The sequence below is a fragment of the Sphingomonas faeni genome (assembly GCF_003053745.1).
Taxonomy (GTDB): Bacteria; Pseudomonadota; Alphaproteobacteria; order Sphingomonadales; family Sphingomonadaceae; genus Sphingomonas; species Sphingomonas faeni.
Map to the genome: position 1 here is coordinate 602,131 of NZ_QAYE01000001.1, position 18,636 is coordinate 620,766.

The following is an 18,636-nucleotide window of genomic DNA, read 5'->3' on the forward strand; positions in this document are numbered from 1 at the left end:
TCGGCTGAACCGTCATGTCGTCGTCGATCGTCGCCGCGGTAAGACCCAAGGCGCAATCGAGATCGTACGTGGCAATCGCCGGATCGATCGAGCGAAATGCCGGGAGCGCCCGGCATGGCGACCGCAGCATATGGCAGCGGGTCCACAGGCTCAACCGGAGCGATGTGAACGTCGTGCCTATCACAGGTGCGGAAGGCCCGGCAGGGCGACGCCTCGTGTCACGTACATGACACGCATCGGGAATACGGAGCAGGCGCGCAGTACCTTGTGCGATCCCGCGCTTTTGCAGATCGTGCGCGTTCATCATTCGGATCGTGGCCATGACAGAAGTTTCTCGTCGCACGCTGCTCGCCGCCGGCCTGTCCGGTGCGACGCTGTCCACGTTTCCCGCGGCGATCGCGCGGGCGGCGGCGATCGCACCCGAGGTGAAGACGGGCTCGATCATGGATGTCGAGCACGTCGTCATCCTGATGCAGGAGAATCGCGGCTTCGATCATTATTTCGGGTCGCTGCGCGGTGTCCGCGGGTTTGCGGACCGGTTGCCGATCCCCGTCCCGTCGGAGGCCGATGCGACGAAGCCGGCGCCGGTCTGGTACCAGAGCGATCGAACCGCCCCCGGCGGCGCTAGGACGGTCCTGCCGTTCCACCTCGCCACGCGGACGAATTTCGACCTGATGCGAATGGAGGGCACGCCGCATAGCTGGCCCGACGCGCAACGCGGCTGGGACGAGGGGCGGATGGCGCACTGGCCCGAAGCCAAGAGCCAGCGCGCGATGGGGCATTATCGACGCGAGGACATCCCGTTCCAGTTCGCGCTCGCGGAGGCGTTCACCGTCTGCGACGCGTATCATTGCTCGGTCCAGACCGGGACCAACACCAACCGCCTGTTCCTGTGGAGCGGCACCAACGATCCCGGCGGCACGCTGGGCGGTCCTGCGATCGGCAATTCGCACGACAGTTTTCCCGCGGACGGCGGCGCTGCCGATCCGTATCGCTGGACGACGGTGGTCGAGCGGTTGCAGGCGAAGGGTGTCGACTGGCGCATCTACCAGGACATGGCCGACAATTTCACCGACAACCCGCTGGTCGGCTTCGCCGCGTTCCGCGATGCGCACCAGGGTGGTGGAGATGCCGCTTTACGGGAGCGCGCGCTGACGACCCGCGGGCTCGACGTGTTGCGCGCCGACGTGCTCGCCGGGCGACTGCCGCAAGTGTCCTACGTCATCGCCACCGCGAAAGGCTCCGAGCATCCCGGTCCGTCGAGCCCTGCGCAAGGCGCCGCCTATACCGCCGAAATGCTCGACGCACTGACTGCGGACCCCAAGGTCTGGGCGCGAACCGTGCTGCTCGTGATGTTCGACGAGAATGACGGCTTCTTCGATCACGTCCCGCCGCCGGCGCCACCCTCGCACGCCGCCGACGGCACGCTGCTCGGCGGTTCGACGGTCGATCTCGATGGCGGCTATCACCTCCACCCGAGCAAAAGCGATGCCGCGCTCGATCTGCCCGCCTATCGCGGCCGGGCGTATGGGCTGGGCCCACGCGTGCCGATGTATGTCGTCTCGCCGTGGAGCCGGGGCGGGTGGGTCAACTCGCCGGTGTTCGATCACACCTCGGTGATCCGCTTCCTCGAACGCCGGTTCGACTTTCACGAACCCAACATCGCTCCGTGGCGCCGCGCGGTCTGCGGCGATCTGACGTCCGCGTTCGACTTCACCGCGGCCGACCCTGCGCCGTTCGCCGCGATGCCCGATCCACGGCCCGATGCCGTCCGGGCCGCGGCGATCCCCAAGCAGATAAGCCCCCAAGCGCCAGCCGGGTCGCTGCACCCATGGCAGGAACCCGGCATCCGCCGCGCCCGTCCGCTGCCCTATGCCTTGGCCGTCAGCGAGAGGATCGCCGATCGCGCGCTCCATCTACGCTTTGAAACGGAAGGGACGCAGGCGGCGGTGTTCCACGTCTACGACCGCACCGCCCTGGCCCAACCGCCGCGCCGCTTCACCGTCGAGCCCGGACACGCGTTGGACGGGCACTGGCCGTTCGACGACGCGGGCCTTTACGATCTGTGGGTGCTCGGCCCGAACGGCTTCCACCGCCATTTCGCCGGCAGCGGAAACGATCCAGCGCACCTGTACCGGATGCAGTGGATCACCACCGCGGACGACCTCGTTCTGCGACTGCCAGGGAGCCAGCGCGATCATGGTCTGGTGGCGAGCGTTGCGGCGCTCGGTACGTCGCCCAAGGTAATGCCATTGGCCGAAACCCGCTATCGCTGGCCTCTCCGCGACAATTTCGGCTGGTACGACGTCACGGTTACCACTGCCACGGCTCCCCGATTTCGGCGTCGCGTGTCCGGTCGCGTCGATGCGTCGGGCCGGATCACGTGCAGCGATCCATTTCCGCCTGACGCGCACGCATAGACCTGGTCGGTCCACCGAGGCCAATACGACCGCAAAGCCGCTAACGCGTCATCCGGCGGGAGACTTCCGATCGGCGTCTTCCTCGCGCAGGAACTGGAGAAGCTCCTCGATCTCGTCCGATCCATAGCGCAGTGCCATGTCGTCCACCTCGATCTCGACCGTAGCGCGATCCTCCGACGACCAACCGGCCAGGATGTCGGCACAATCGGCCAAAGAACCGCGCGCAACGCTCTTCCGCTCCCCACCCGATTTGTCGGTGCGGTAGATCGTGGCTGGCTCACTCAGCGGATAGGTCGTCATGGATCTCGTCTCTTCCGTCCAGCACTGTATGGGATGCGGATGCCCGCCGACTGCATGCCGGCGGGCATTCGACGTCATTCGTCTTCGTCTTCGTCTTCGGCGTCGATGTTGACGGTCGTCTCGGCGAGCTTCGTCATATATTCGTCGCCACCGTAGATGTCCTTGGTGGCCGCGCTCAGCTTCTTGTGGTCGTCCTTGAGACCCAGCGCCTTGGCGTACGCCGTCGCGGTGCCGAACCCGGCGATCCCGTAATGAGTCATCCGCTGATACTGCGCGATGATCATCACATCGAGCAGCGGCCCCTTCTCCGGACCTTCCTCGAGCACATGCTTGGTGGCTTCGGCGACGAGGCCTTCCATGCCCTTGCAATGCTCCTTCGAGACCTTCTCGTCGTTCGACGCGATCAGGTCCTTGAGCAGGTCGGTATGCGTCTCGATATCCGCCTGCGACTTGGTCAGCATCTCCTTCAGCGACGAGTCGCTCGCCTTCGACGTGATCTTCTTCAGGACCTTCTTCATCTGGTCGTTCGCGGACCACAGATCCTTCAGCTCGTCGGTGTAGATTTCCTGGAGATCTTCGGGTGCAGACATGGGATCATCCTTATGGGCTCACCGGCGGAATGCGCGGCGGCTGGTTTTGAATTGCGGGAAATGCAGACTTGGGCGCGGCGACCTCAGCCGGCGCCGGGCTGCTTCTGCTCGTCCTCGTAGTCGGCATCGGTACCGATCTTGCCGTTGGCCTCGGCCTCGGGGATGCCAGACGTCTCGACGACCTCGATCGTGCGACCTTCGGCAGCGATCGCATGCGGTTCGCGATCCGCATCGGGGTCGGCGGCGATCGTCGTGCGGTCACCACCTCCCGAGCCTGCGACGCCATTGGCCGCGCTGCCGCCGTCTTCGCCGGCCTGACCGCCACCGTGATAGGCGATGTCGGTCTGGCCGCCATGCGCCATGAAACCGGTGTTCGTCTCGGTCTTGCCGGCGTGCGGATTGGGGTAGGACCCGCCGCCGCTTTCGCCGCCCTCGCTGCGGCCGTGAACATCATCGTTGCCGCGGGGCGAGTCCGATATGCCGTCAGGTGCGCCCTTGCTCGCTGGATTGCCGGGAACGGGAGTATGAACCTTGTCACTCATCGGTACGTCCTTCTGAATGTAGCGGGTCAAAACAAATCGACCCGATCCGCTCGTCAGGAGCGGACCGGGCCGGGGAGGGGTTACGGCCGGAGCACGACCTTGATGACGCCGTCCTGCTTGTCGCGGAACTTCTGGTACATTTCGGGCGCATCCTCGAGGCTGGCCGGGTGCGTCACGACGAAGCTAGGGTCGATATCGCCCGCCTCGATCCGTGCGAGCAGCGGCTTGGTATAGGCCTGGACGTGCGTCTGGCCGGTCTTGATCGTCAGCCCCTTGTTCATCATCGCGCCGATCGGAATCTTGTCGCCCATCCCGACATAGACGCCGGGGATCGACACCGTGCCGCCCATCCGGCAGCTCATGATCGCCTCGCGCAGCACGTGCACGCGGTCGGTGGCGAGGAACGTCGCCGCCTTCACCTTGTCGATCACCGCATCCATCGCGCCATGACCCGAAGCCTCGGCGCCGACCGCATCGATGCAGCTGTCGGGGCCGCGGCCCTTGGTGCGGAACTGGAGCTCGTCATAGACGCTGTCGACCTCGGCGAAGTTGATCGTCTCCGCACCGCCGGCCTCGGCCATCGCGAGGCGCTCGGGCACCTCGTCGATCGCGATCACACGGCCCGCGCCTAGCATCAGCGCCGAGCGGATCGCGAACTGGCCGACCGGACCGCAGCCCCAGATCGCCACGGTATCGCCCGGTTCGATCTGCGCATTCTCGGCGGCCATGTAGCCGGTCGGGAAGATGTCGGAGAGGAACAGCGCCTGCTCGTCGGTGACGCTGTCGGGCACCTTGATCGGGCCGATATCCGCCATCGGCACGCGCAGATACTCGGCCTGGCCGCCGCAATAACCGCCCAGCATGTGGCTGAACCCGAACAGGCCGGCGGGCGAATGGCCCATCGCCTTGATCGCCATCTCGGAGTTCGGATTGGTCCGCTCGCACGCCGAGAACAGCCCCTTGCGACAGAAGAAGCAATCGCCGCAACTGATCGTGAACGGCACCACGACGCGGTCGCCGATCTTCAAATTGGTGACTTCGGAGCCGAGCGCGACGACGACGCCCATGTTCTCGTGGCCCAGGATGTCGCCCGCCTGCATCGTCGGCTGGTATCCGTCGAGCAAGTGAAGATCGGACCCGCAGATCGCGCAGGCCGTAACCTTGATGATCGCATCGCGCGGATGCTTGATCTCGGGGTCTGCAACAGTATCGACCCGAACATCGCCTTTTCCATGCCAAACAAGTGCGCGCATCAGAAGATCTCCGTCATAGAATTGCAGCTAGTGCTCACGCACGACAGGAACATCGCGTCAGACACGACTCGGCAATGGCGCAAACGCCACCTGATCATCATCAACACTATGCACTGTCGCCACGAAGTCTCGGCCGCGACGTTTCCGCGTCGCCGCCGTCAGCGTGAACATATCCTGGGGAGTATAGCGATCAAAGTGGCGTCATCGTTCCTGCGTCACGCCAATATCCGCAGTTAAAATTTTGTGCTGATTATGATCAATATCGATGAACTTAAACTAAATCGAGATACCTCAATGAAAGTCCATAGATCGTAAGGACTTGTCGAGCTCGATCGCTCAGCGACATCGTTGCGGTTGCGACATTGATGCTGCGGCTTCCTCTGCGCAACGGCGATTGCCTGCCAAGTTTGCGGACGTCGGGGCCAATTCGGAGTGTGGACCGTTAGAACGCTATCGCAGTCTGCCGACGCCGTTCGCCCGCCACGCCTTGCCCGGCGCCGCGGCGTTCCAACGGGCGGGTGCACGATTTCAGATCCGGGATAACCTCATGCAGATCAAAGCCATTCTCTTCGATATCGACGGTACGCTGGTCGACACCAACGACATGCACGTCCTCGCTTGGGAGGAGGCGTTCGCGACCGTCGGCGCGTCGTTCGACCGCCAGGCGATCCACGACCAGATCGGCAAGGGGACCGACATGCTCGTGCCGACGCTGCTGCCCGACGCGGACGAGGCGCAGCAGGAAAAGCTCGGCGACACGCACGGCGCGATCTTCAAGGCGAAATACCTGGAGACCGCCAAGCCGTTCGCGCAGGCGCACGACCTGCTGGCCCACGCGCATGGCCTGGGGCAGCACGTCGTATTGGCATCCTCCGCCTCCGAGGCAGAACTCGACCATTACATAGACCTGCTCGACGCACGCGACCTGATCGCCGCGACGACGAGCAGCGACGACGTCGAGAAAACCAAGCCCGCGCCCGACATCTTCGCAACCGCGCTCAAGAAGCTGCCGGGGATCGACCCCGCCGAGGTGATCGTCGTCGGCGACACGCCCTACGACATCGAGGCGGCGGCCAAGTGCGGGATCGCTGCGGTCGCGGTCCGGTCAGGCAAGTTCAACGACGAGCAACTGCACGCGGCAGGCGCGATCGCGATCTACGACGACGTGGCGGCCCTGCTCGCCGGCTACGCAACCTCGCCGCTGGGACGCTGATCGACATGGCCATCACCCTGAAACCCCTTCGCGATCAGATCATCGTCGTCACTGGCGCAACCAGCGGCAACGGTCTCGCGATCGTCGAAGAGGCCGTGCGCCGCGGGGCCGCCGTCGTCGCGACGGCGCGGAACGAAGCAGCACTGCAGGCCCTGCGCGATCGCCTGTCGGCCGATGGCGGACGCATAGCGATCTGCGTCGCCGACGTCAGCGACATGGCCGCCGTCGAGCGTGTCGCCGCCGTCGCGATCGAAGCGTTCGGCGGGTTCGACAGCTGGGTAAACAACGCCGGCACCGGCACCTACGGCACGCTCGAGCAAGTTCCGGTCGCCGATCACCGCCGGGTATTCGACGTCAATTATTTCGGGGTGCTGCACGGATCGCTGGTGGCCGCGCGACATCTGCGCGCGCGTGGCGGAGCCATCATCAACGTCGGCTCGATCCTCAGCGACCGTGCGATCGTCGAGCAGGGGCCGTATTGCGCGACCAAGCATGCTGTGCAGGCGCTGACCGACACGCTGTGGATGGAACTGGAGCAGGAGGGGGCCAACATTTCCGTCACCCTCATCAAGCCGGGCGCGATCGACACGCCGTTTCCCGAGCATGCGCGCAACTTCATGGACCAGCCGCCCCGCCTGCCGCCGCCGCTCTACGCACCGTCGGTCGTCGCCGACGCGGTGCTGTTCGCCTGCGGAACACCGCGGCGCACGCTGTATGCCGGGGGCGGGGGGCTGCTGTCCTCGCTCCTTTCGCGCGCCGCGCCGCGGTTGAGCGACAAGATCATGGAACTGGTCGGCACCGTCGCGCAGCAGAAGCCGGAAGATCCCGGCGACCCGGCGCGCCGCGACAACCTTTATGAGCCGCGCGTCGATGCGCTGCGCGGCAGCCAGGACGTCCACGCGCGGAAATCGAGCACCGTGTTGCAGGCGCAGAAACTCCATCCCGCCATCTTGGTGCTCGGTGTCGTCGGAGCCGGGATCGCGGTTGCCCTCAGCCGGCCGAAGGATACCAGCCGGTGACACCCGACGCCGAACGGGCAGGGGCCTTGCGCGACTTCGACGTCGTGCTCGTCCTCAGCGGCGGCAACGCGCTCGGCGCATTCGAAGCGGGTGTCTACGAAGCACTGCATGAGCATGATCTCCAACCGGACTGGATCATCGGCGCCTCGATCGGCGCGATCAACGGGGCCCTCATCGCCGGTTCCGCGCCCGACCGCCGCATCGAGACGTTGCGAACGTTCTGGCGACCCGCATCGTCTGGCGCCGCGGCGCTCCCTTGGTTGAGTGCCCTCGAAACCAGCCGCCGGACGAACGCGGTCGGTTGGTCCGCAACGCTCGGTCGCCCCGGCATCTTCGGCCCCATGCTCTCCGCCTTCACGCCCTGGAGCGACAGTCAGTCGTCGATCTTCGAAACCGACCAGCTTGGCACGACACTGGAAAAGCTGGTCGACTTCGAGCGCCTCAATGCCGGCCCGTGCCGCTACACCGCGACTGCGGTCGATCTCGAAACCGGCAACGATGTCGTATTCGACAGCGCCGCGATGCAGATCGGACCCGATCATATCCGTGCCAGCGCCGCGCTGCCGGTTGCCTTCCCGCCGGTCGAGATCGATGGCCGCTGGCTGGTCGACGGCGGCCTGTCCGCGAACCTGCCGCTCGACCCGGTCCTCAGCGAACCGCTACCGCGACCAACACTCTGCATCGCGGTCGACCTGTTGCCGCTCAACGGTCCGCGCCCGACGACGTTGGGCGAGGCGACGAGCCGCATGCAGGACCTGATCTTCGCCGCACAATCCCGCCGCACGATCGAACGATGGCAGGCGGCGCATGCCGGCCGCCAGGACTTTGCGCTGTCGCTGGTCCGACTCGCCTATACCGAGCAGGCCGATGAAGTCGCCGGCAAGGCGCTGGATTTCTCAGGCCCCACGATCGAACAGCGCTGGTCGGCCGGCCGTCGCGCCGCGATGCTGGCCGTCGAGGGGGTAAAGGCCGGAACGCTGTCGATCGGCGTTCCCGGCTTCAACATCGCCAATATCGGATTACCAGCAACCCAGCGCCAACCGATGAGCGGTCAGGCAGGTCCGGTGAGGTAGACAGGATTGGTGCGGACGGCGGGACTCGAACCCGCACTCCTAGGGAGGGAGATTTTAAGTCTCCTGCGTCTACCGGTTTCGCCACGTCCGCACACGCGCCCAACAAGACGAGGTCGCGCGCAGCGTCAACCCATCTTGCCAGGCCGGCAGCATATTCTTCGACTGTCTACGGCCCCGCGCAATGGTACCGCTCACACGTTCAGACGTGAGCGCATTTCCTTGCCCGGCTTGAAATAGGGCACGCGCTTGGCCTCAACCTCGACGACTTCGCCGGTACGCGGGTTGCGGCCGGTCCGTGCATCGCGCGCACGCGTGGAGAATGCACCGAAACCGCGCAGTTCGACTCGACCGTCGGCGGCCAGTCGCTTGGATATCTCATCGAAGAAGGTGCTGACGATCAGCTCCACTTCGTTAGGTTGTAGGTCCGGATGCGCCTCGGCGATCTTAAGGACTAGTTCAGATCGGATCATTCGAGCCCCCGCCCATCTAAAAAACACTTGCAGATTGATACAGGTCAACCTGCGAGGCATTAGCACTTATTACCGAACAGTCAAAAACCAAAGTGGATATGACAACAAAAAGCCCGGCATGTTCGAGACATGCCGGGCGTTTTCATCGATATGCCGTTAGGCTTTTCTTAACACTTACTTCTTCTCGGCGTCCGTACGAGCCTTGAGAGCCTCGCCCAGGATGTTGCCGAGCGTCGCGCCGGAGTCCGACGAACCGTACTGAGCGACAGCCTGCTTCTCTTCCGAGATCTGCATGGCCTTGATCGAGAAGGTCGGCTTCTTCGAACGATCGAAGCCGGTGACCATCGCGTCGAACTTCTGGCCGACCTGGAAACGCTCCGGACGCTGCTCGTCGCGATCGCGACCCAGATCCGTGCGCTTGATGAAGCCGGTCGCGCCATCGTCGCCCTGCTGCACTTCGAGACCCGCGTCGCGGACTTCGAGAACGGTCACGGTAACGATCGCGTTCTTGTTCAGCTTGTCGCCTGCTGCTGCGATGCCGCCGGCCGATGGCCCGCCGCGCTCGAGCTGCTTCATGCCGAGCGAGATACGCTCCTTCTCGGCGTCGATGTCGAGCACGACGGCCTCGACGGTCTCACCCTTGCGATGCAGGTTGAGCGCGTCCTCGCCCGAGACACCCCATGCGATGTCGGACATGTGGACCATGCCGTCGACGTCGTTGTCGAGGCCGATGAACAGACCGAACTCGGTCGCGTTCTTGACTTCGCCTTCGACGGTCGAACCGATCGGATGAGCGGCAGCGAATGCCTCCCAAGGATTGGCCTGAGCCTGCTTGAGGCCGAGCGAGATGCGACGCTTCTCGGAATCGACTTCGAGGACCATGACGTCGACTTCCTGCGAGGTCGACACGATCTTGCCCGGATGGACGTTCTTCTTGGTCCAGGACATTTCCGACACGTGGACGAGGCCTTCGATGCCCGCTTCCAGCTCGACGAACGCACCATATTCGGTGATGTTCGTGACGCGGCCGGTGAGCTTCGCGCCGACCGGGTACTTGACCATCGCGCCATCCCAGGGATCGCTCTCCAGCTGCTTCATGCCGAGGCTGATGCGCTGGGTGTCCTTGTTGATGCGGATGATCTGCACCTTGACGGTGTCGCCGATGTTCAGGACTTCGCTCGGGTGACCGACGCGCTTGTAGCTGAGATCGGTGACGTGCAGCAGGCCATCGATGCCGCCGAGATCAACGAACGCACCGTAATCGGTGATGTTCTTGACGACGCCGTCGATGATCTGGCCCTCGGCCAGGCTGAGGATCAGGCCCGAACGCTGCTCTGCGCGCGTCTCTTCGAGAACGGCACGACGCGACACGACGATGTTGCCGCGCTTGCGGTCCATCTTCAGGATCTGGAACGGCTGGGGGATATCCATCAGCGGGGTGACATCGCGCACGGGGCGGATATCGACCTGCGAACCGGGCAGGAAGGCAACGGCGCCGTTCAGGTCGACGGTGAAGCCACCCTTCACGCGACCGAAGATCACGCCTTCGACGCGGGTCGTCTTGGAGAATTCGGTTTCCAGCTTGTCCCATGCGGCTTCGCGACGGGCGCGATCGCGGCTGAGCATCGCTTCGCCGTGGACGTTCTCGACGCGGTCGACATAGACTTCGACTTCGTCGCCGACCTTGAGGTCAGCCTTCTGGCCCGGCGCTGCGAATTCGCGAAGCGGCACGCGGCCTTCCGACTTCAGACCGACGTCGATGACGGCCATGTCGTTCTCTATGCCGGTCACGGTGCCATGCACCACGCGGCCCTCGAAGCTGTCGGCGTCGCCGAGCGTTTCGTTCAGCATCGCCGCGAAATCGTCGCGGGTCGGCATTACCTGGGTTGCCATAGAATTCAGTAATCCTAGTCTGTTTCCGGCCAAGCGGTTGGGTCCGCTGGTCTTGGCCTTCGTTGCCGCGACGACCGAACGTCGAACGCAGCATCCGGACGGCACGAGGCTGCGGAGGACGTAGACGCTGAATGCGAAAACGGCGCGTGAGACTCGAGGGTCTCCGCGCCTTCCTCCACGAGCATCGCTCGCCGGACGGTTCCGTATAGCCGAAACCCCGTCTCGGAGCAAGTTCGCCGGCGGTTCGTTAGGGGGCGCTCACAACAGGAGCGAAGATTTGAACGAACGCGGCATTCTCGTGCTGGGCTGGGTCGCCACGGTGACGGCGATCGTGATGTACCTGTCGTACATCGACCAGATCATGCTGAACCTTGCCGGTCAGAAGGGATCGGTGGTCCAGCCGTTCGCGACGATGGTGAACTGCGCGTGTACGGGTTTCTGAAGGACAAGCGGGACTGGCCGATCGTCGTGGCGAATTTCCCGGGGGTGGTGTTCGGGGCGGTGGCGCTGGTTACTGCGCTTTAGGGGAGGGGTAACAGCGCTGTGCGCGGCGGGGGTCACAACTGGTGATAGCGCCTGCTCCCTTGTTCTCCCGCGACGGCGGGAGCCCAGTCTGGGTCCCCGCCTTCGCGGGGAAACAATGTTGGGATGCGTTAGCTTGCCCCAACAGAGCAACCACCCCGGCGAAGGCCGGGGCCCAATTGGGGGACGATGCTAACTAAGGACTGCGCTTCGTTACTGCTGACGTTCCAATTGGGCCCCGGCCTTCGCCGGGGGGGTAGGTGTGGCCTAAACCGAAACCTTCTTCGCCCGCTGCGCCTCCACCAACGCAACCGCCCGCTGCACCGAAGCCTCGATCGACAAAAAGCTCGTATCCAGCAACGCAGCATCCGCCGCCATCACCAGCGGCGCGGTAGACCGGCCACTATCCCGAGCATCCCGAGCCCGAATATCGGCCAGCACACGATCCTTGCTCGCCGTTCCACCCCGAGCCTGCAACTCCGCATGCCGCCGCTGAGCCCGAATATTCGGCGTAGCCTTCACGAACAGCTTAGCATCCGCATCCGGCGCGATCACCGTGCCGATATCGCGCCCGTCCAAAATCGCGCCACCCTCCTGCGCCGCAAACCGCTTCTGCCGGTGCAGCAACGCCGCCCGCACCAGCGGATGCGCCGACACAACCGACGCCAGCGCGCCGATATCGTCATCACGCAACGCCGGATCGCTCAACAGCGCATCGCTGAAATCGCACGCCGCGACCGCATCGGCTTCCGTCTCCGGATCGAGCCCCATCCGCGCCACGCTCAACGCAACCGCGCGGTAGAGCAGCCCGGTATCGAGATATGGCAGCTTGTAGTGCTTGGCCAAGGCGCGCGCGATCGTGCCCTTGCCCGATGCTGCCGGACCGTCGACTGCGATGATCATCTCAATTCCCCCGGCCGGTCAGCGCATCGAGCGACCGGAAGAACACGGGATAGCTCGTCGCCACCGGCGATACATCGTCAATCGTGACGGGCTCGCGGCTCCCAAGTCCAGCCACCACCATGCTCATTGCGATGCGGTGGTCGAGTTTCGAGGCGATCCGAGCGCCACCGCGAATCGCCGCGCCGCCCGACCCAGTGATTGCCATGCCGTCTTCGAACTCCTCGCAAGGAACCCCGCACGCTTCGAGCGCTATCCGCATCGTCGTGATCCGGTCCGATTCCTTCACCCGCAACTCATGCGCGCCGCGCGCCACGGTCGTGCCGGTCGCGAAGGCTGCGGCGACGAACAGCACCGGATATTCGTCGATCATGCTCGGCGCGAGATCGACCGGCACTCCGATCGCAGTCAGCGGGGCATGTCGCACGCGCAGATCCGCGACCGGCTCGCCACCGACGATGCGCGGGTCGAGCTCGGTAATATCCGCGCCCATCATCCGCAGAGCCGTGACGATCCCGATCCGCGTCGGGTTCAGCCCGACATTGCGCACGACGATATCCGACCCCGGCACGATCGACGCCGCCACCAGCCAGAACGCCGACGAAGACGGATCGCCCGGCACGACGATATCCTGCGGCTTCAGCTCCGCTTCGCCGGTGATCGAAATGATGCGGCCCTGGTTCGTCTCCTCGACGGTCAGCTTCGCGCCGAACCCCGTCAGCATCCGCTCGCTATGATCGCGCGTCGCGACCGGCTCGATGACCCGCGTGATCCCCGGCGTGTTGAGCCCCGCCAGCAAAATCGCCGACTTGACCTGCGCCGACGCGACCGGCAGCGTATATTCGATCGGCACCGCCGGGCACATCCCGCGCACCATCAGCGGCAAGCGGCCACCGGGCGAAGACGTGATGTCCGCCCCCATCTGCGACAGCGGCTCGGTCACGCGCCCCATCGGCCTACCCGACAGCGAAGCGTCGCCGGTGAAAGTGCAGGTGATCGGATGGCTCGACACGAGGCCCATCAGCAACCGCGTCGACGTCCCCGAATTGCCCATCTCCAGCGCGGTCTCGGGCTGGAGCAAGCCGCCCACGCCGACGCCGTCTACGGTCCAGATGCCGTCCTCGCCACGCTCGATCGTCGCGCCCATCGCGCGCATCGCCGCCGCGGTGGCGAGCACGTCCTCGCCCTCCAGCAGCCCTTCGATCCGGCTGGTGCCGACAGCTAAGCTCGCGAACATCAGCGCGCGGTGGCTGATCGACTTGTCGCCGGGAACCGCGATCGAACCGGTCAAAGGACCGCGCGCGACGACGTCGAGCGGCTGGGGGAGGGGGTGTGCCATGGGGCCGGGCTTTTGACAGTGGCCTTGCGCTATGGCAAGGCGCGCCCACTTTGCGAGGGTATCCCCCCGCAATCCATTCATCCGAAAGGTTCTATCGGCATGATCAAGCCGGAATGGGGCACGAAGCGTTCGTGCCCGAAATGCGCGACGCGTTTCTACGACCTCGAAAAAGCCGACCCCGTGACCTGCATCGAATGCGGGTATGCGTGGGAGCCCGAGCCCATCCTGAAGTCGAAGCAGCCGCTGCCGTTCGAGGTCGCCAAGCCCGACACCAAGAAGCCCGACGCGGATCTCGAGGGTGACGAGGAAGAGGACATCGCCTCGATCACCGGCGAGGACGAAGAGCCGTCGGCGGACGACGAAGTCGATCTGGGCGGCGACGACGACCTCGGCGTCGAGACGCCGCAGGACGAGCACGAGCGTTAAGTTTAAATATTTTTGGCAGGCGGCATTTACGCCGCTTGCCAACCCGGGCGGGTCCGGTTAGTGACCCGCCTCCCAACGGGAATGGGGCCGTAGCTCAGCTGGGAGAGCGTTCGCATGGCATGCGAAAGGTCAGGGGTTCGATCCCCCTCGGCTCCACCATTTCCGTTGATGACCGGTCCGCCGGGACTACTTCTTATACAGCGTCAGTCGAGATCGTCGGCACCGGCTCCCGCCGCGTGCAGGTCCCTGAACGCCTCCTCGATCGCCGCGACCATGACGCTTCCCTCGATCCGCGAGGCGGAATCGTTCGCGACCAGCACGCCTATGCGGCGCGTCGGGTCGAAGCCCGTCAACCGAATCATCGCGATGCCTTCGCTCGCAAAACTCAACGGCATGACCGTCATTCCTAGCCCTGCGCGGACATAGGTCAGCGCGCGGTCGTCGCTGACGGTACGCGCGGCCATGAACGGGCGGACGCCGCGGGCGGTGAAGAAGCGGCTCGTCTCGGCCAGCGCTTCGCAGTGGCGGCGGACGATCATCGTTTCCTCCGCGACGTCGGCGACCGCGAGCGTGGCGCGTCCGGCCAGTCGGTGGTCGTTCGCCACCGCGACCGCGAATCCTTCCTCGAACAGCACGCGACCGCGCGCATCGTCGCCGATCGCGCCGAGCATCACGTCGATCCGCCCGCGATCGAGCAGCGCGACGAGTTCGCTGCTCCGTCCCTCGACGACTTCGAGGCGTTCGGTGGTGGAGGCGCGGCGCGCCCGGCCCAGCGCGGCCGCGATCCAGGACGGCGGCAGCGTCGTCGCGATCCCTAGACGGACGAGCTTGGTCGGAGCCGTGTCCTGCAGATCCCGCTCGGCGGCAGCGAACTCGGCTTCGATCCGGCGCGCATGCACCGCGAACCGCGTGCCCGAGGGCGTGAGTTCGATCCGCCGATTGGTCCGCAGGAACAGCGTCTGCCCGAGCGACGCCTCCAGCTTGGCGATCCCGACCGACAGCGTCGGCTGCGAGATTCGGCACTGCGTGGCGGCACGCGTGAAATTGCCCTGGTCCACAACCGCCAGGAAATAGCGCAACACATAGCGTTCGATCATCGCGGTACGACCATAGACACGATCTATCGCATGTGTTCGGTCGTATCAATTTCTCTAGAGGGCCGCGACCGAGTATCATGCCGGCAACACAAGGTCTGGAGAGGCTGCATGATACCCGATTTTGATTTCGCGCTCGGCGAATCCGCGGACATGATCCGCAAGAGCACGCACCGCTTCGCCACCGACAAGATCGCGCCGCTGGCCGCGAAGATCGACGCCGACGACTGGTTCCCGCGCGAGCTGTGGCCGGCGATGGGCGAACTCGGCCTCCACGGCATCACCGTCGAGGAAGAGTTTGGCGGCCTCGGCCTCGGCTATCTCGAACACGTCGTCGCGGTCGAGGAAGTCTCGCGCGCGTCCGCGTCGATCGGGCTCAGCTACGGCGCGCATTCGAACCTGTGCGTCAACCAGATCCGCCGCTGGGGCAATCCCGAGCAGAAGGCGAAGTATCTCCCCAAGCTTGTGTCGGGCGAGCATGTCGGCAGCCTCGCCATGTCCGAGGCCGGCGCTGGCTCCGACGTCGTCTCGATGAAGCTCAAGGCGGTGAAGACCGACACCGGCTACGTCCTCAACGGCACGAAGTTCTGGATCACCAACGCGGCCTATGCTGACACGCTGGTCGTCTATGCGAAGACCGGCGAAGGCTCGCGCGGGATCACCGCGTTCCTGATCGAGAAGGACATGCCGGGCTTCGCGATCGGCCAGAAGATCGACAAGATGGGTATGCGTGGGTCTCCCACGGCGGAGCTCGTCTTCACCGATTGCGAAGTCCCGTTCGAGAACGTCATGGGTCCCGAGAATGGCGGCGTCGGCGTGCTGATGTCGGGCCTCGACTATGAGCGCGCGGTGCTGGCCGGGATCCAGCTCGGCATCATGCAGGCCTGCCTCGACGTCGTGATCCCGTATGTGCGCGAGCGGAAGCAGTTTGGCACGGCGATCGGCCAGTTCCAGCTGATCCAGGCGAAGGTCGCCGACATGTACGTCGCGCTGAGTTCGGCGCGCGCGTACGTCTATGCGGTGGCGAAGTCGTGCGATGCGGGCAAGACGACGCGGTTCGACGCGGCGGGCGCGATCCTGCTCGCGAGCGAGAGCGCGGTGAAGGTCTCGCTCGAGTCGATCCAGGCGCTCGGCGGGGCAGGGTATACCAAGGACTGGCCGGTAGAGCGGTTCATGCGCGACGCGAAGTTGCTCGACATCGGCGCTGGGACGAACGAGATTCGCCGCATGCTGATCGGTCGTGAATTGATAGGTGCTGCTCCCAAGGTGGCGCAGTGACTGCTGCACTGAACCCCTCTCCCTGCAGGGGAGAGGGAGGGGCCCGCACGGCGCAGCCGGGTGGGAGGGTGAGGGCACGCGCGCACCTCGAACGTGCCCTCACCCTCCCGTCGCTGCGCTCCTCCTTCCCTCTCCCCCAAGGGGAGAGGGGCAAGTGAGCGCCCCCGTCCTCACCTCCGCGTTGTCCCCCGACAGCGAAACCTTCCGCGCGAACGCGACCCACAACCGCGCCCTCGCCGAAACCCTCCGCGAGGACGTCGCCCGCACCGGGCTAGGCGGCAACGCCAAGTCCCGCGAGCGCCACACCGCCCGCGGCAAGCTCCTCCCGCGCGACCGCGTCGAACGCCTGCTCGACCCCGGCTCGCCCTTCCTCGAAATCGGCCAGCTCGTCGCCAACGGCCTCTACGACGACGAAGTCCCCGGCGCCGGCCTGATCATCGGCATCGGCCGCGTCGCCGGCCGCCAGTGCATGATCGTCTGCAACGACGCGACCGTGAAGGGCGGCACCTACTACCCGCTCACCGTCAAGAAACACCTGCGAGCGCAGGAAATCGCACAGGAGAACCGGCTCCCCTGCATCTACCTCGTCGACAGCGGCGGCGCGAACCTGCCGCACCAGGCCGAGGTTTTCCCTGACCGCGATCATTTCGGCCGCATCTTCTTCAACCAGGCCAACATGTCCGCGCTCGGCATCCCGCAGATCGCCTGCGTCATGGGCAGCTGCACCGCGGGTGGCGCGTACGTTCCCGCGATGTCCGACGAGACGATCATCGTCCGCGGGCAGGGGACGATCTTCCTTGCCGGCCCGCCGCTGGTGAAGGCCGCGACCGGCGAAGTGATCTCGGCCGAGGAACTGGGCGGTGCCGACACGCACGGCCGCCGCTCGGGCGTAGTCGATCACGTCGCCGAGAACGACGAGCACGCGCTGACGATCGTCCGCGACATCGTCTCGACGCTGCAACCGCAGGCGCAGACCGCGGTGAACCTCCAGCAGCCCAAGCCGCCGAAGTTCGCGCCCGAAGAACTGTACGGAATCGTCCCGAGCGACGTCCGCGCGCCCTACGACGTCCACGAGGTCATCGCGCGCCTCGTTGACGGCAGCGAGTTCCACGAGTTCAAGGCGCTCTACGGCACCTCGCTCGTCTGCGGGTTCGCGCATATCTGGGGCATCCCGGTCGCGATCCTCGCCAACAACGGCGTGCTGTTCAGCGAGAGCGCGCAAAAGGGGGCGCATTTCATCGAACTCGCCTGCCAGCGCCGCATCCCGCTGCTGTTCCTCCAGAACATCTCCGGCTTCATGGTCGGCGGCAAGTACGAGGCGGAGGGCATCGCCAAGCACGGCGCAAAGCTCGTCACCGCCGTTGCCACCGCGACCGTCCCGAAGATCACGGTATTGATCGGCGGCAGCTTCGGCGCGGGCAATTACGGCATGTGCGGCCGCGCCTATTCGCCACGCTTCCTGTTTACCTGGCCCAACAGCCGAATCAGCGTGATGGGCGGCGAGCAAGCGGCCTCCGTCCTCGCCACCGTCCACCGCGACGCGGAAAGCTGGACTCCCGAACAGGCTGAAGCCTTCAAGGCGCCCGTCCGCCAGAAATACGAGGACGAGGGCAACCCTTGGTACGCCACCGCGCGCCTCTGGGACGACGGCATCATCGATCCCGCCCAAACGCGAGACGTGCTTGGCTTGGCCTTTGCCGCGACGCTCAATGCTCCCATCCCCGAACGCCCCGCGTTCGGCGTGTTCAGGATGTAACCCGATGATCCTGCTGTCACTTCTGCTCGCCGCCGGTCAGGTCACCCCGGTCCAGCCGATCGTCAAGGGCACCGGCCTGCCGCCCGCGGCAATGACCGAAGAGGCCGGCGTCATGGTCCCGATCGACGCGCTCTTCGCCGCGCTCGCCGCGCGCGACGGGCAGGCTATTCTCGCCCAGGTCCGCGCCGATGGCGGCGCCACCGTCGCCGAGGAAAAGGCCGACGGCACACGCTCGGTCCGCCGCATGGGCTGGCCCGAGTTCGCCGCATCGATCAAGCCCGGCCCCGAGCGCTACGCCGAGCGCCTGACCGATCCCGCGGTCGACATCGACGGCGACATCGCGATGGTCTGGTCGCCCTACGTCTTCACGATCGACGACAAGGTCGCGCATTGCGGCACCGACCATTTCGACATGGTCCGCGAAGCCGGGCGCTGGAAGATCGCCAACCTCACCTGGTCGAAGCGCACCACCGGTTGCGCGAACTGACATGGCCTGTCCTACACTGCCCGCATCGGCTTATGCCGGGATCACCATGACGAAACAGTCG

18 protein-coding genes and 2 tRNA genes are annotated in these 18,636 nt (G+C 65.3%); 10 read left to right on the plus strand and 10 right to left on the minus strand.

Annotated features, from left to right (window positions below; all coding sequences use genetic code 11):
* Window positions 1–320 precede the first annotated feature (320 nt).
* Window positions 321–2,420: a phosphocholine-specific phospholipase C gene (locus C8J25_RS02735; RefSeq protein ID WP_107952116.1), complete on the plus strand. Its 2,100-nt coding sequence runs from the start codon at window positions 321–323 to the stop codon at window positions 2,418–2,420.
* Between the two features lie 48 nt (window positions 2,421–2,468).
* Here C8J25_RS02735 and C8J25_RS02740 read toward each other — a convergent pair whose 3' ends face one another.
* The 4 genes from C8J25_RS02740 to C8J25_RS02755 all read right to left on the minus strand — a co-directional run bounded on the left by C8J25_RS02740 (window position 2,469) and on the right by C8J25_RS02755 (window position 5,105).
* Window positions 2,469–2,720, minus strand: coding sequence for a hypothetical protein (locus C8J25_RS02740; RefSeq protein WP_056060437.1), 252 nt, complete (start codon window positions 2,718–2,720; stop codon window positions 2,469–2,471).
* 74 nt (window positions 2,721–2,794) lie between these two features.
* Entirely contained in the window at window positions 2,795–3,310 is a 516-nt protein-coding gene (locus C8J25_RS02745; RefSeq protein ID WP_107952117.1) for a ferritin-like domain-containing protein, read from the minus strand.
* An 83-nt stretch (window positions 3,311–3,393) separates the two neighbouring features.
* Window positions 3,394–3,852 (minus strand): hypothetical protein, encoded by a 459-nt coding sequence (locus tag C8J25_RS20885; RefSeq protein ID WP_208622491.1) that lies wholly within the window; start codon window positions 3,850–3,852, stop codon window positions 3,394–3,396.
* A gap of 80 nt (window positions 3,853–3,932) precedes the next feature.
* Window positions 3,933–5,105: a zinc-dependent alcohol dehydrogenase gene (locus C8J25_RS02755; RefSeq protein WP_093400153.1), complete on the minus strand. Its 1,173-nt coding sequence runs from the start codon at window positions 5,103–5,105 to the stop codon at window positions 3,933–3,935.
* A gap of 547 nt (window positions 5,106–5,652) precedes the next feature.
* Between C8J25_RS02755 and C8J25_RS02760 the strand changes: the two genes are divergently transcribed.
* The 3 genes from C8J25_RS02760 to C8J25_RS02770 are packed head-to-tail and all read left to right on the plus strand — an operon-like array spanning window position 5,653 to window position 8,410.
* Window positions 5,653–6,318: an HAD family hydrolase gene (locus C8J25_RS02760; protein WP_146173264.1), complete on the plus strand. Its 666-nt coding sequence runs from the start codon at window positions 5,653–5,655 to the stop codon at window positions 6,316–6,318.
* A 5-nt stretch (window positions 6,319–6,323) separates the two neighbouring features.
* On the plus strand, window positions 6,324–7,337 hold the full coding sequence (locus C8J25_RS02765; RefSeq protein ID WP_208622492.1) for an SDR family oxidoreductase: 1,014 nt from the start codon (window positions 6,324–6,326) through the stop codon (window positions 7,335–7,337).
* On the plus strand, window positions 7,334–8,410 hold the full coding sequence (locus tag C8J25_RS02770; protein ID WP_107952119.1) for a patatin-like phospholipase family protein: 1,077 nt from the start codon (window positions 7,334–7,336) through the stop codon (window positions 8,408–8,410). Before C8J25_RS02765 ends, C8J25_RS02770 begins: the two co-directional genes overlap by 4 nt.
* Window positions 8,411–8,417: 7 nt before the next feature.
* Here the strand turns inward: C8J25_RS02770 and C8J25_RS02775 are convergent.
* The 3 genes from C8J25_RS02775 to rpsA form a co-directional block, all read right to left on the minus strand.
* A tRNA-Leu gene (locus C8J25_RS02775) sits at window positions 8,418–8,501 on the minus strand.
* 100 nt (window positions 8,502–8,601) lie between these two features.
* Complete coding sequence (locus C8J25_RS02780) at window positions 8,602–8,880, minus strand: integration host factor subunit beta (RefSeq protein WP_056060417.1); 279 nt, start codon at window positions 8,878–8,880, stop codon at window positions 8,602–8,604.
* Between the two features lie 174 nt (window positions 8,881–9,054).
* Window positions 9,055–10,773 (minus strand): 30S ribosomal protein S1, encoded by a 1,719-nt coding sequence (rpsA, locus tag C8J25_RS02785; protein ID WP_056060414.1) that lies wholly within the window; start codon window positions 10,771–10,773, stop codon window positions 9,055–9,057.
* Window positions 10,774–11,050: 277 nt separating this feature from the next.
* Between rpsA and C8J25_RS02790 the strand changes: the two genes are divergently transcribed.
* On the plus strand, window positions 11,051–11,215 hold the full coding sequence (locus C8J25_RS02790; RefSeq protein ID WP_244186695.1) for a hypothetical protein: 165 nt from the start codon (window positions 11,051–11,053) through the stop codon (window positions 11,213–11,215).
* A gap of 347 nt (window positions 11,216–11,562) precedes the next feature.
* On the opposite strand, the gene cmk is transcribed toward C8J25_RS02790, so the two are convergent.
* Window positions 11,563–12,198 (minus strand): (d)CMP kinase, encoded by a 636-nt coding sequence (cmk, locus tag C8J25_RS02795; protein ID WP_056486788.1) that lies wholly within the window; start codon window positions 12,196–12,198, stop codon window positions 11,563–11,565.
* A gap of 1 nt (window position 12,199) precedes the next feature.
* Complete coding sequence (gene aroA, locus C8J25_RS02800) at window positions 12,200–13,534, minus strand: 3-phosphoshikimate 1-carboxyvinyltransferase (protein WP_107952120.1); 1,335 nt, start codon at window positions 13,532–13,534, stop codon at window positions 12,200–12,202.
* Window positions 13,535–13,633: 99 nt separating this feature from the next.
* Here aroA and C8J25_RS02805 point away from each other — a divergent pair, with 99 nt between their 5' ends.
* Complete coding sequence (locus C8J25_RS02805; protein WP_031395784.1) at window positions 13,634–13,960, plus strand: TIGR02300 family protein; 327 nt, start codon at window positions 13,634–13,636, stop codon at window positions 13,958–13,960.
* Between the two features lie 83 nt (window positions 13,961–14,043).
* Window positions 14,044–14,119 (plus strand) — tRNA-Ala (locus C8J25_RS02810).
* 44 nt (window positions 14,120–14,163) lie between these two features.
* Here the strand turns inward: C8J25_RS02810 and C8J25_RS02815 are convergent.
* On the minus strand, window positions 14,164–15,057 hold the full coding sequence (locus C8J25_RS02815; RefSeq protein ID WP_107952121.1) for a LysR family transcriptional regulator: 894 nt from the start codon (window positions 15,055–15,057) through the stop codon (window positions 14,164–14,166).
* 108 nt (window positions 15,058–15,165) lie between these two features.
* On the opposite strand from C8J25_RS02815, the gene C8J25_RS02820 reads away from it, so the two are divergent.
* From C8J25_RS02820 to C8J25_RS02830, 3 genes are all read left to right on the plus strand, one after another.
* Entirely contained in the window at window positions 15,166–16,332 is a 1,167-nt protein-coding gene (locus tag C8J25_RS02820) for an isovaleryl-CoA dehydrogenase (protein WP_107952122.1), read from the plus strand.
* Between the two features lie 154 nt (window positions 16,333–16,486).
* Window positions 16,487–18,088 carry a carboxyl transferase domain-containing protein gene (locus C8J25_RS02825; RefSeq protein WP_107952123.1) on the plus strand — a complete coding sequence of 534 codons (1,602 nt, stop codon included), beginning with the start codon at window positions 16,487–16,489 and terminating at the stop codon, window positions 18,086–18,088.
* Between the two features lie 4 nt (window positions 18,089–18,092).
* Window positions 18,093–18,575 carry a nuclear transport factor 2 family protein gene (locus C8J25_RS02830; protein ID WP_107952124.1) on the plus strand — a complete coding sequence of 161 codons (483 nt, stop codon included), beginning with the start codon at window positions 18,093–18,095 and terminating at the stop codon, window positions 18,573–18,575.
* Window positions 18,576–18,636: the final 61 nt, after the last annotated feature.

Coding starts and splice junctions, on each gene's coding strand:
- C8J25_RS02765 (WP_208622492.1), top strand. CDS start 6,324: ATGGCCATCACCCTGAAACCCCTTCGCGATCAGATCATCGTCGTCACT.
- C8J25_RS02760 (WP_146173264.1), top strand. CDS start 5,653: ATGCAGATCAAAGCCATTCTCTTCGATATCGACGGTACGCTGGTCGAC.
- C8J25_RS02830 (WP_107952124.1), top strand. CDS start 18,093: ATGATCCTGCTGTCACTTCTGCTCGCCGCCGGTCAGGTCACCCCGGTC.
- C8J25_RS02735 (WP_107952116.1), top strand. CDS start 321: ATGACAGAAGTTTCTCGTCGCACGCTGCTCGCCGCCGGCCTGTCCGGT.
- C8J25_RS02820 (WP_107952122.1), top strand. CDS start 15,166: ATGATACCCGATTTTGATTTCGCGCTCGGCGAATCCGCGGACATGATC.
- cmk (WP_056486788.1), bottom strand. CDS start 12,198: ATGATCATCGCAGTCGACGGTCCGGCAGCATCGGGCAAGGGCACGATC.
- aroA (WP_107952120.1), bottom strand. CDS start 13,534: ATGGCACACCCCCTCCCCCAGCCGCTCGACGTCGTCGCGCGCGGTCCT.
- C8J25_RS02755 (WP_093400153.1), bottom strand. CDS start 5,105: ATGCGCGCACTTGTTTGGCATGGAAAAGGCGATGTTCGGGTCGATACT.
- C8J25_RS02740 (WP_056060437.1), bottom strand. CDS start 2,720: ATGACGACCTATCCGCTGAGTGAGCCAGCCACGATCTACCGCACCGAC.
- rpsA (WP_056060414.1), bottom strand. CDS start 10,773: ATGGCAACCCAGGTAATGCCGACCCGCGACGATTTCGCGGCGATGCTG.
- C8J25_RS02805 (WP_031395784.1), top strand. CDS start 13,634: ATGATCAAGCCGGAATGGGGCACGAAGCGTTCGTGCCCGAAATGCGCG.
- C8J25_RS02745 (WP_107952117.1), bottom strand. CDS start 3,310: ATGTCTGCACCCGAAGATCTCCAGGAAATCTACACCGACGAGCTGAAG.
- C8J25_RS02780 (WP_056060417.1), bottom strand. CDS start 8,880: ATGATCCGATCTGAACTAGTCCTTAAGATCGCCGAGGCGCATCCGGAC.
- C8J25_RS20885 (WP_208622491.1), bottom strand. CDS start 3,852: ATGAGTGACAAGGTTCATACTCCCGTTCCCGGCAATCCAGCGAGCAAG.
- C8J25_RS02815 (WP_107952121.1), bottom strand. CDS start 15,057: ATGATCGAACGCTATGTGTTGCGCTATTTCCTGGCGGTTGTGGACCAG.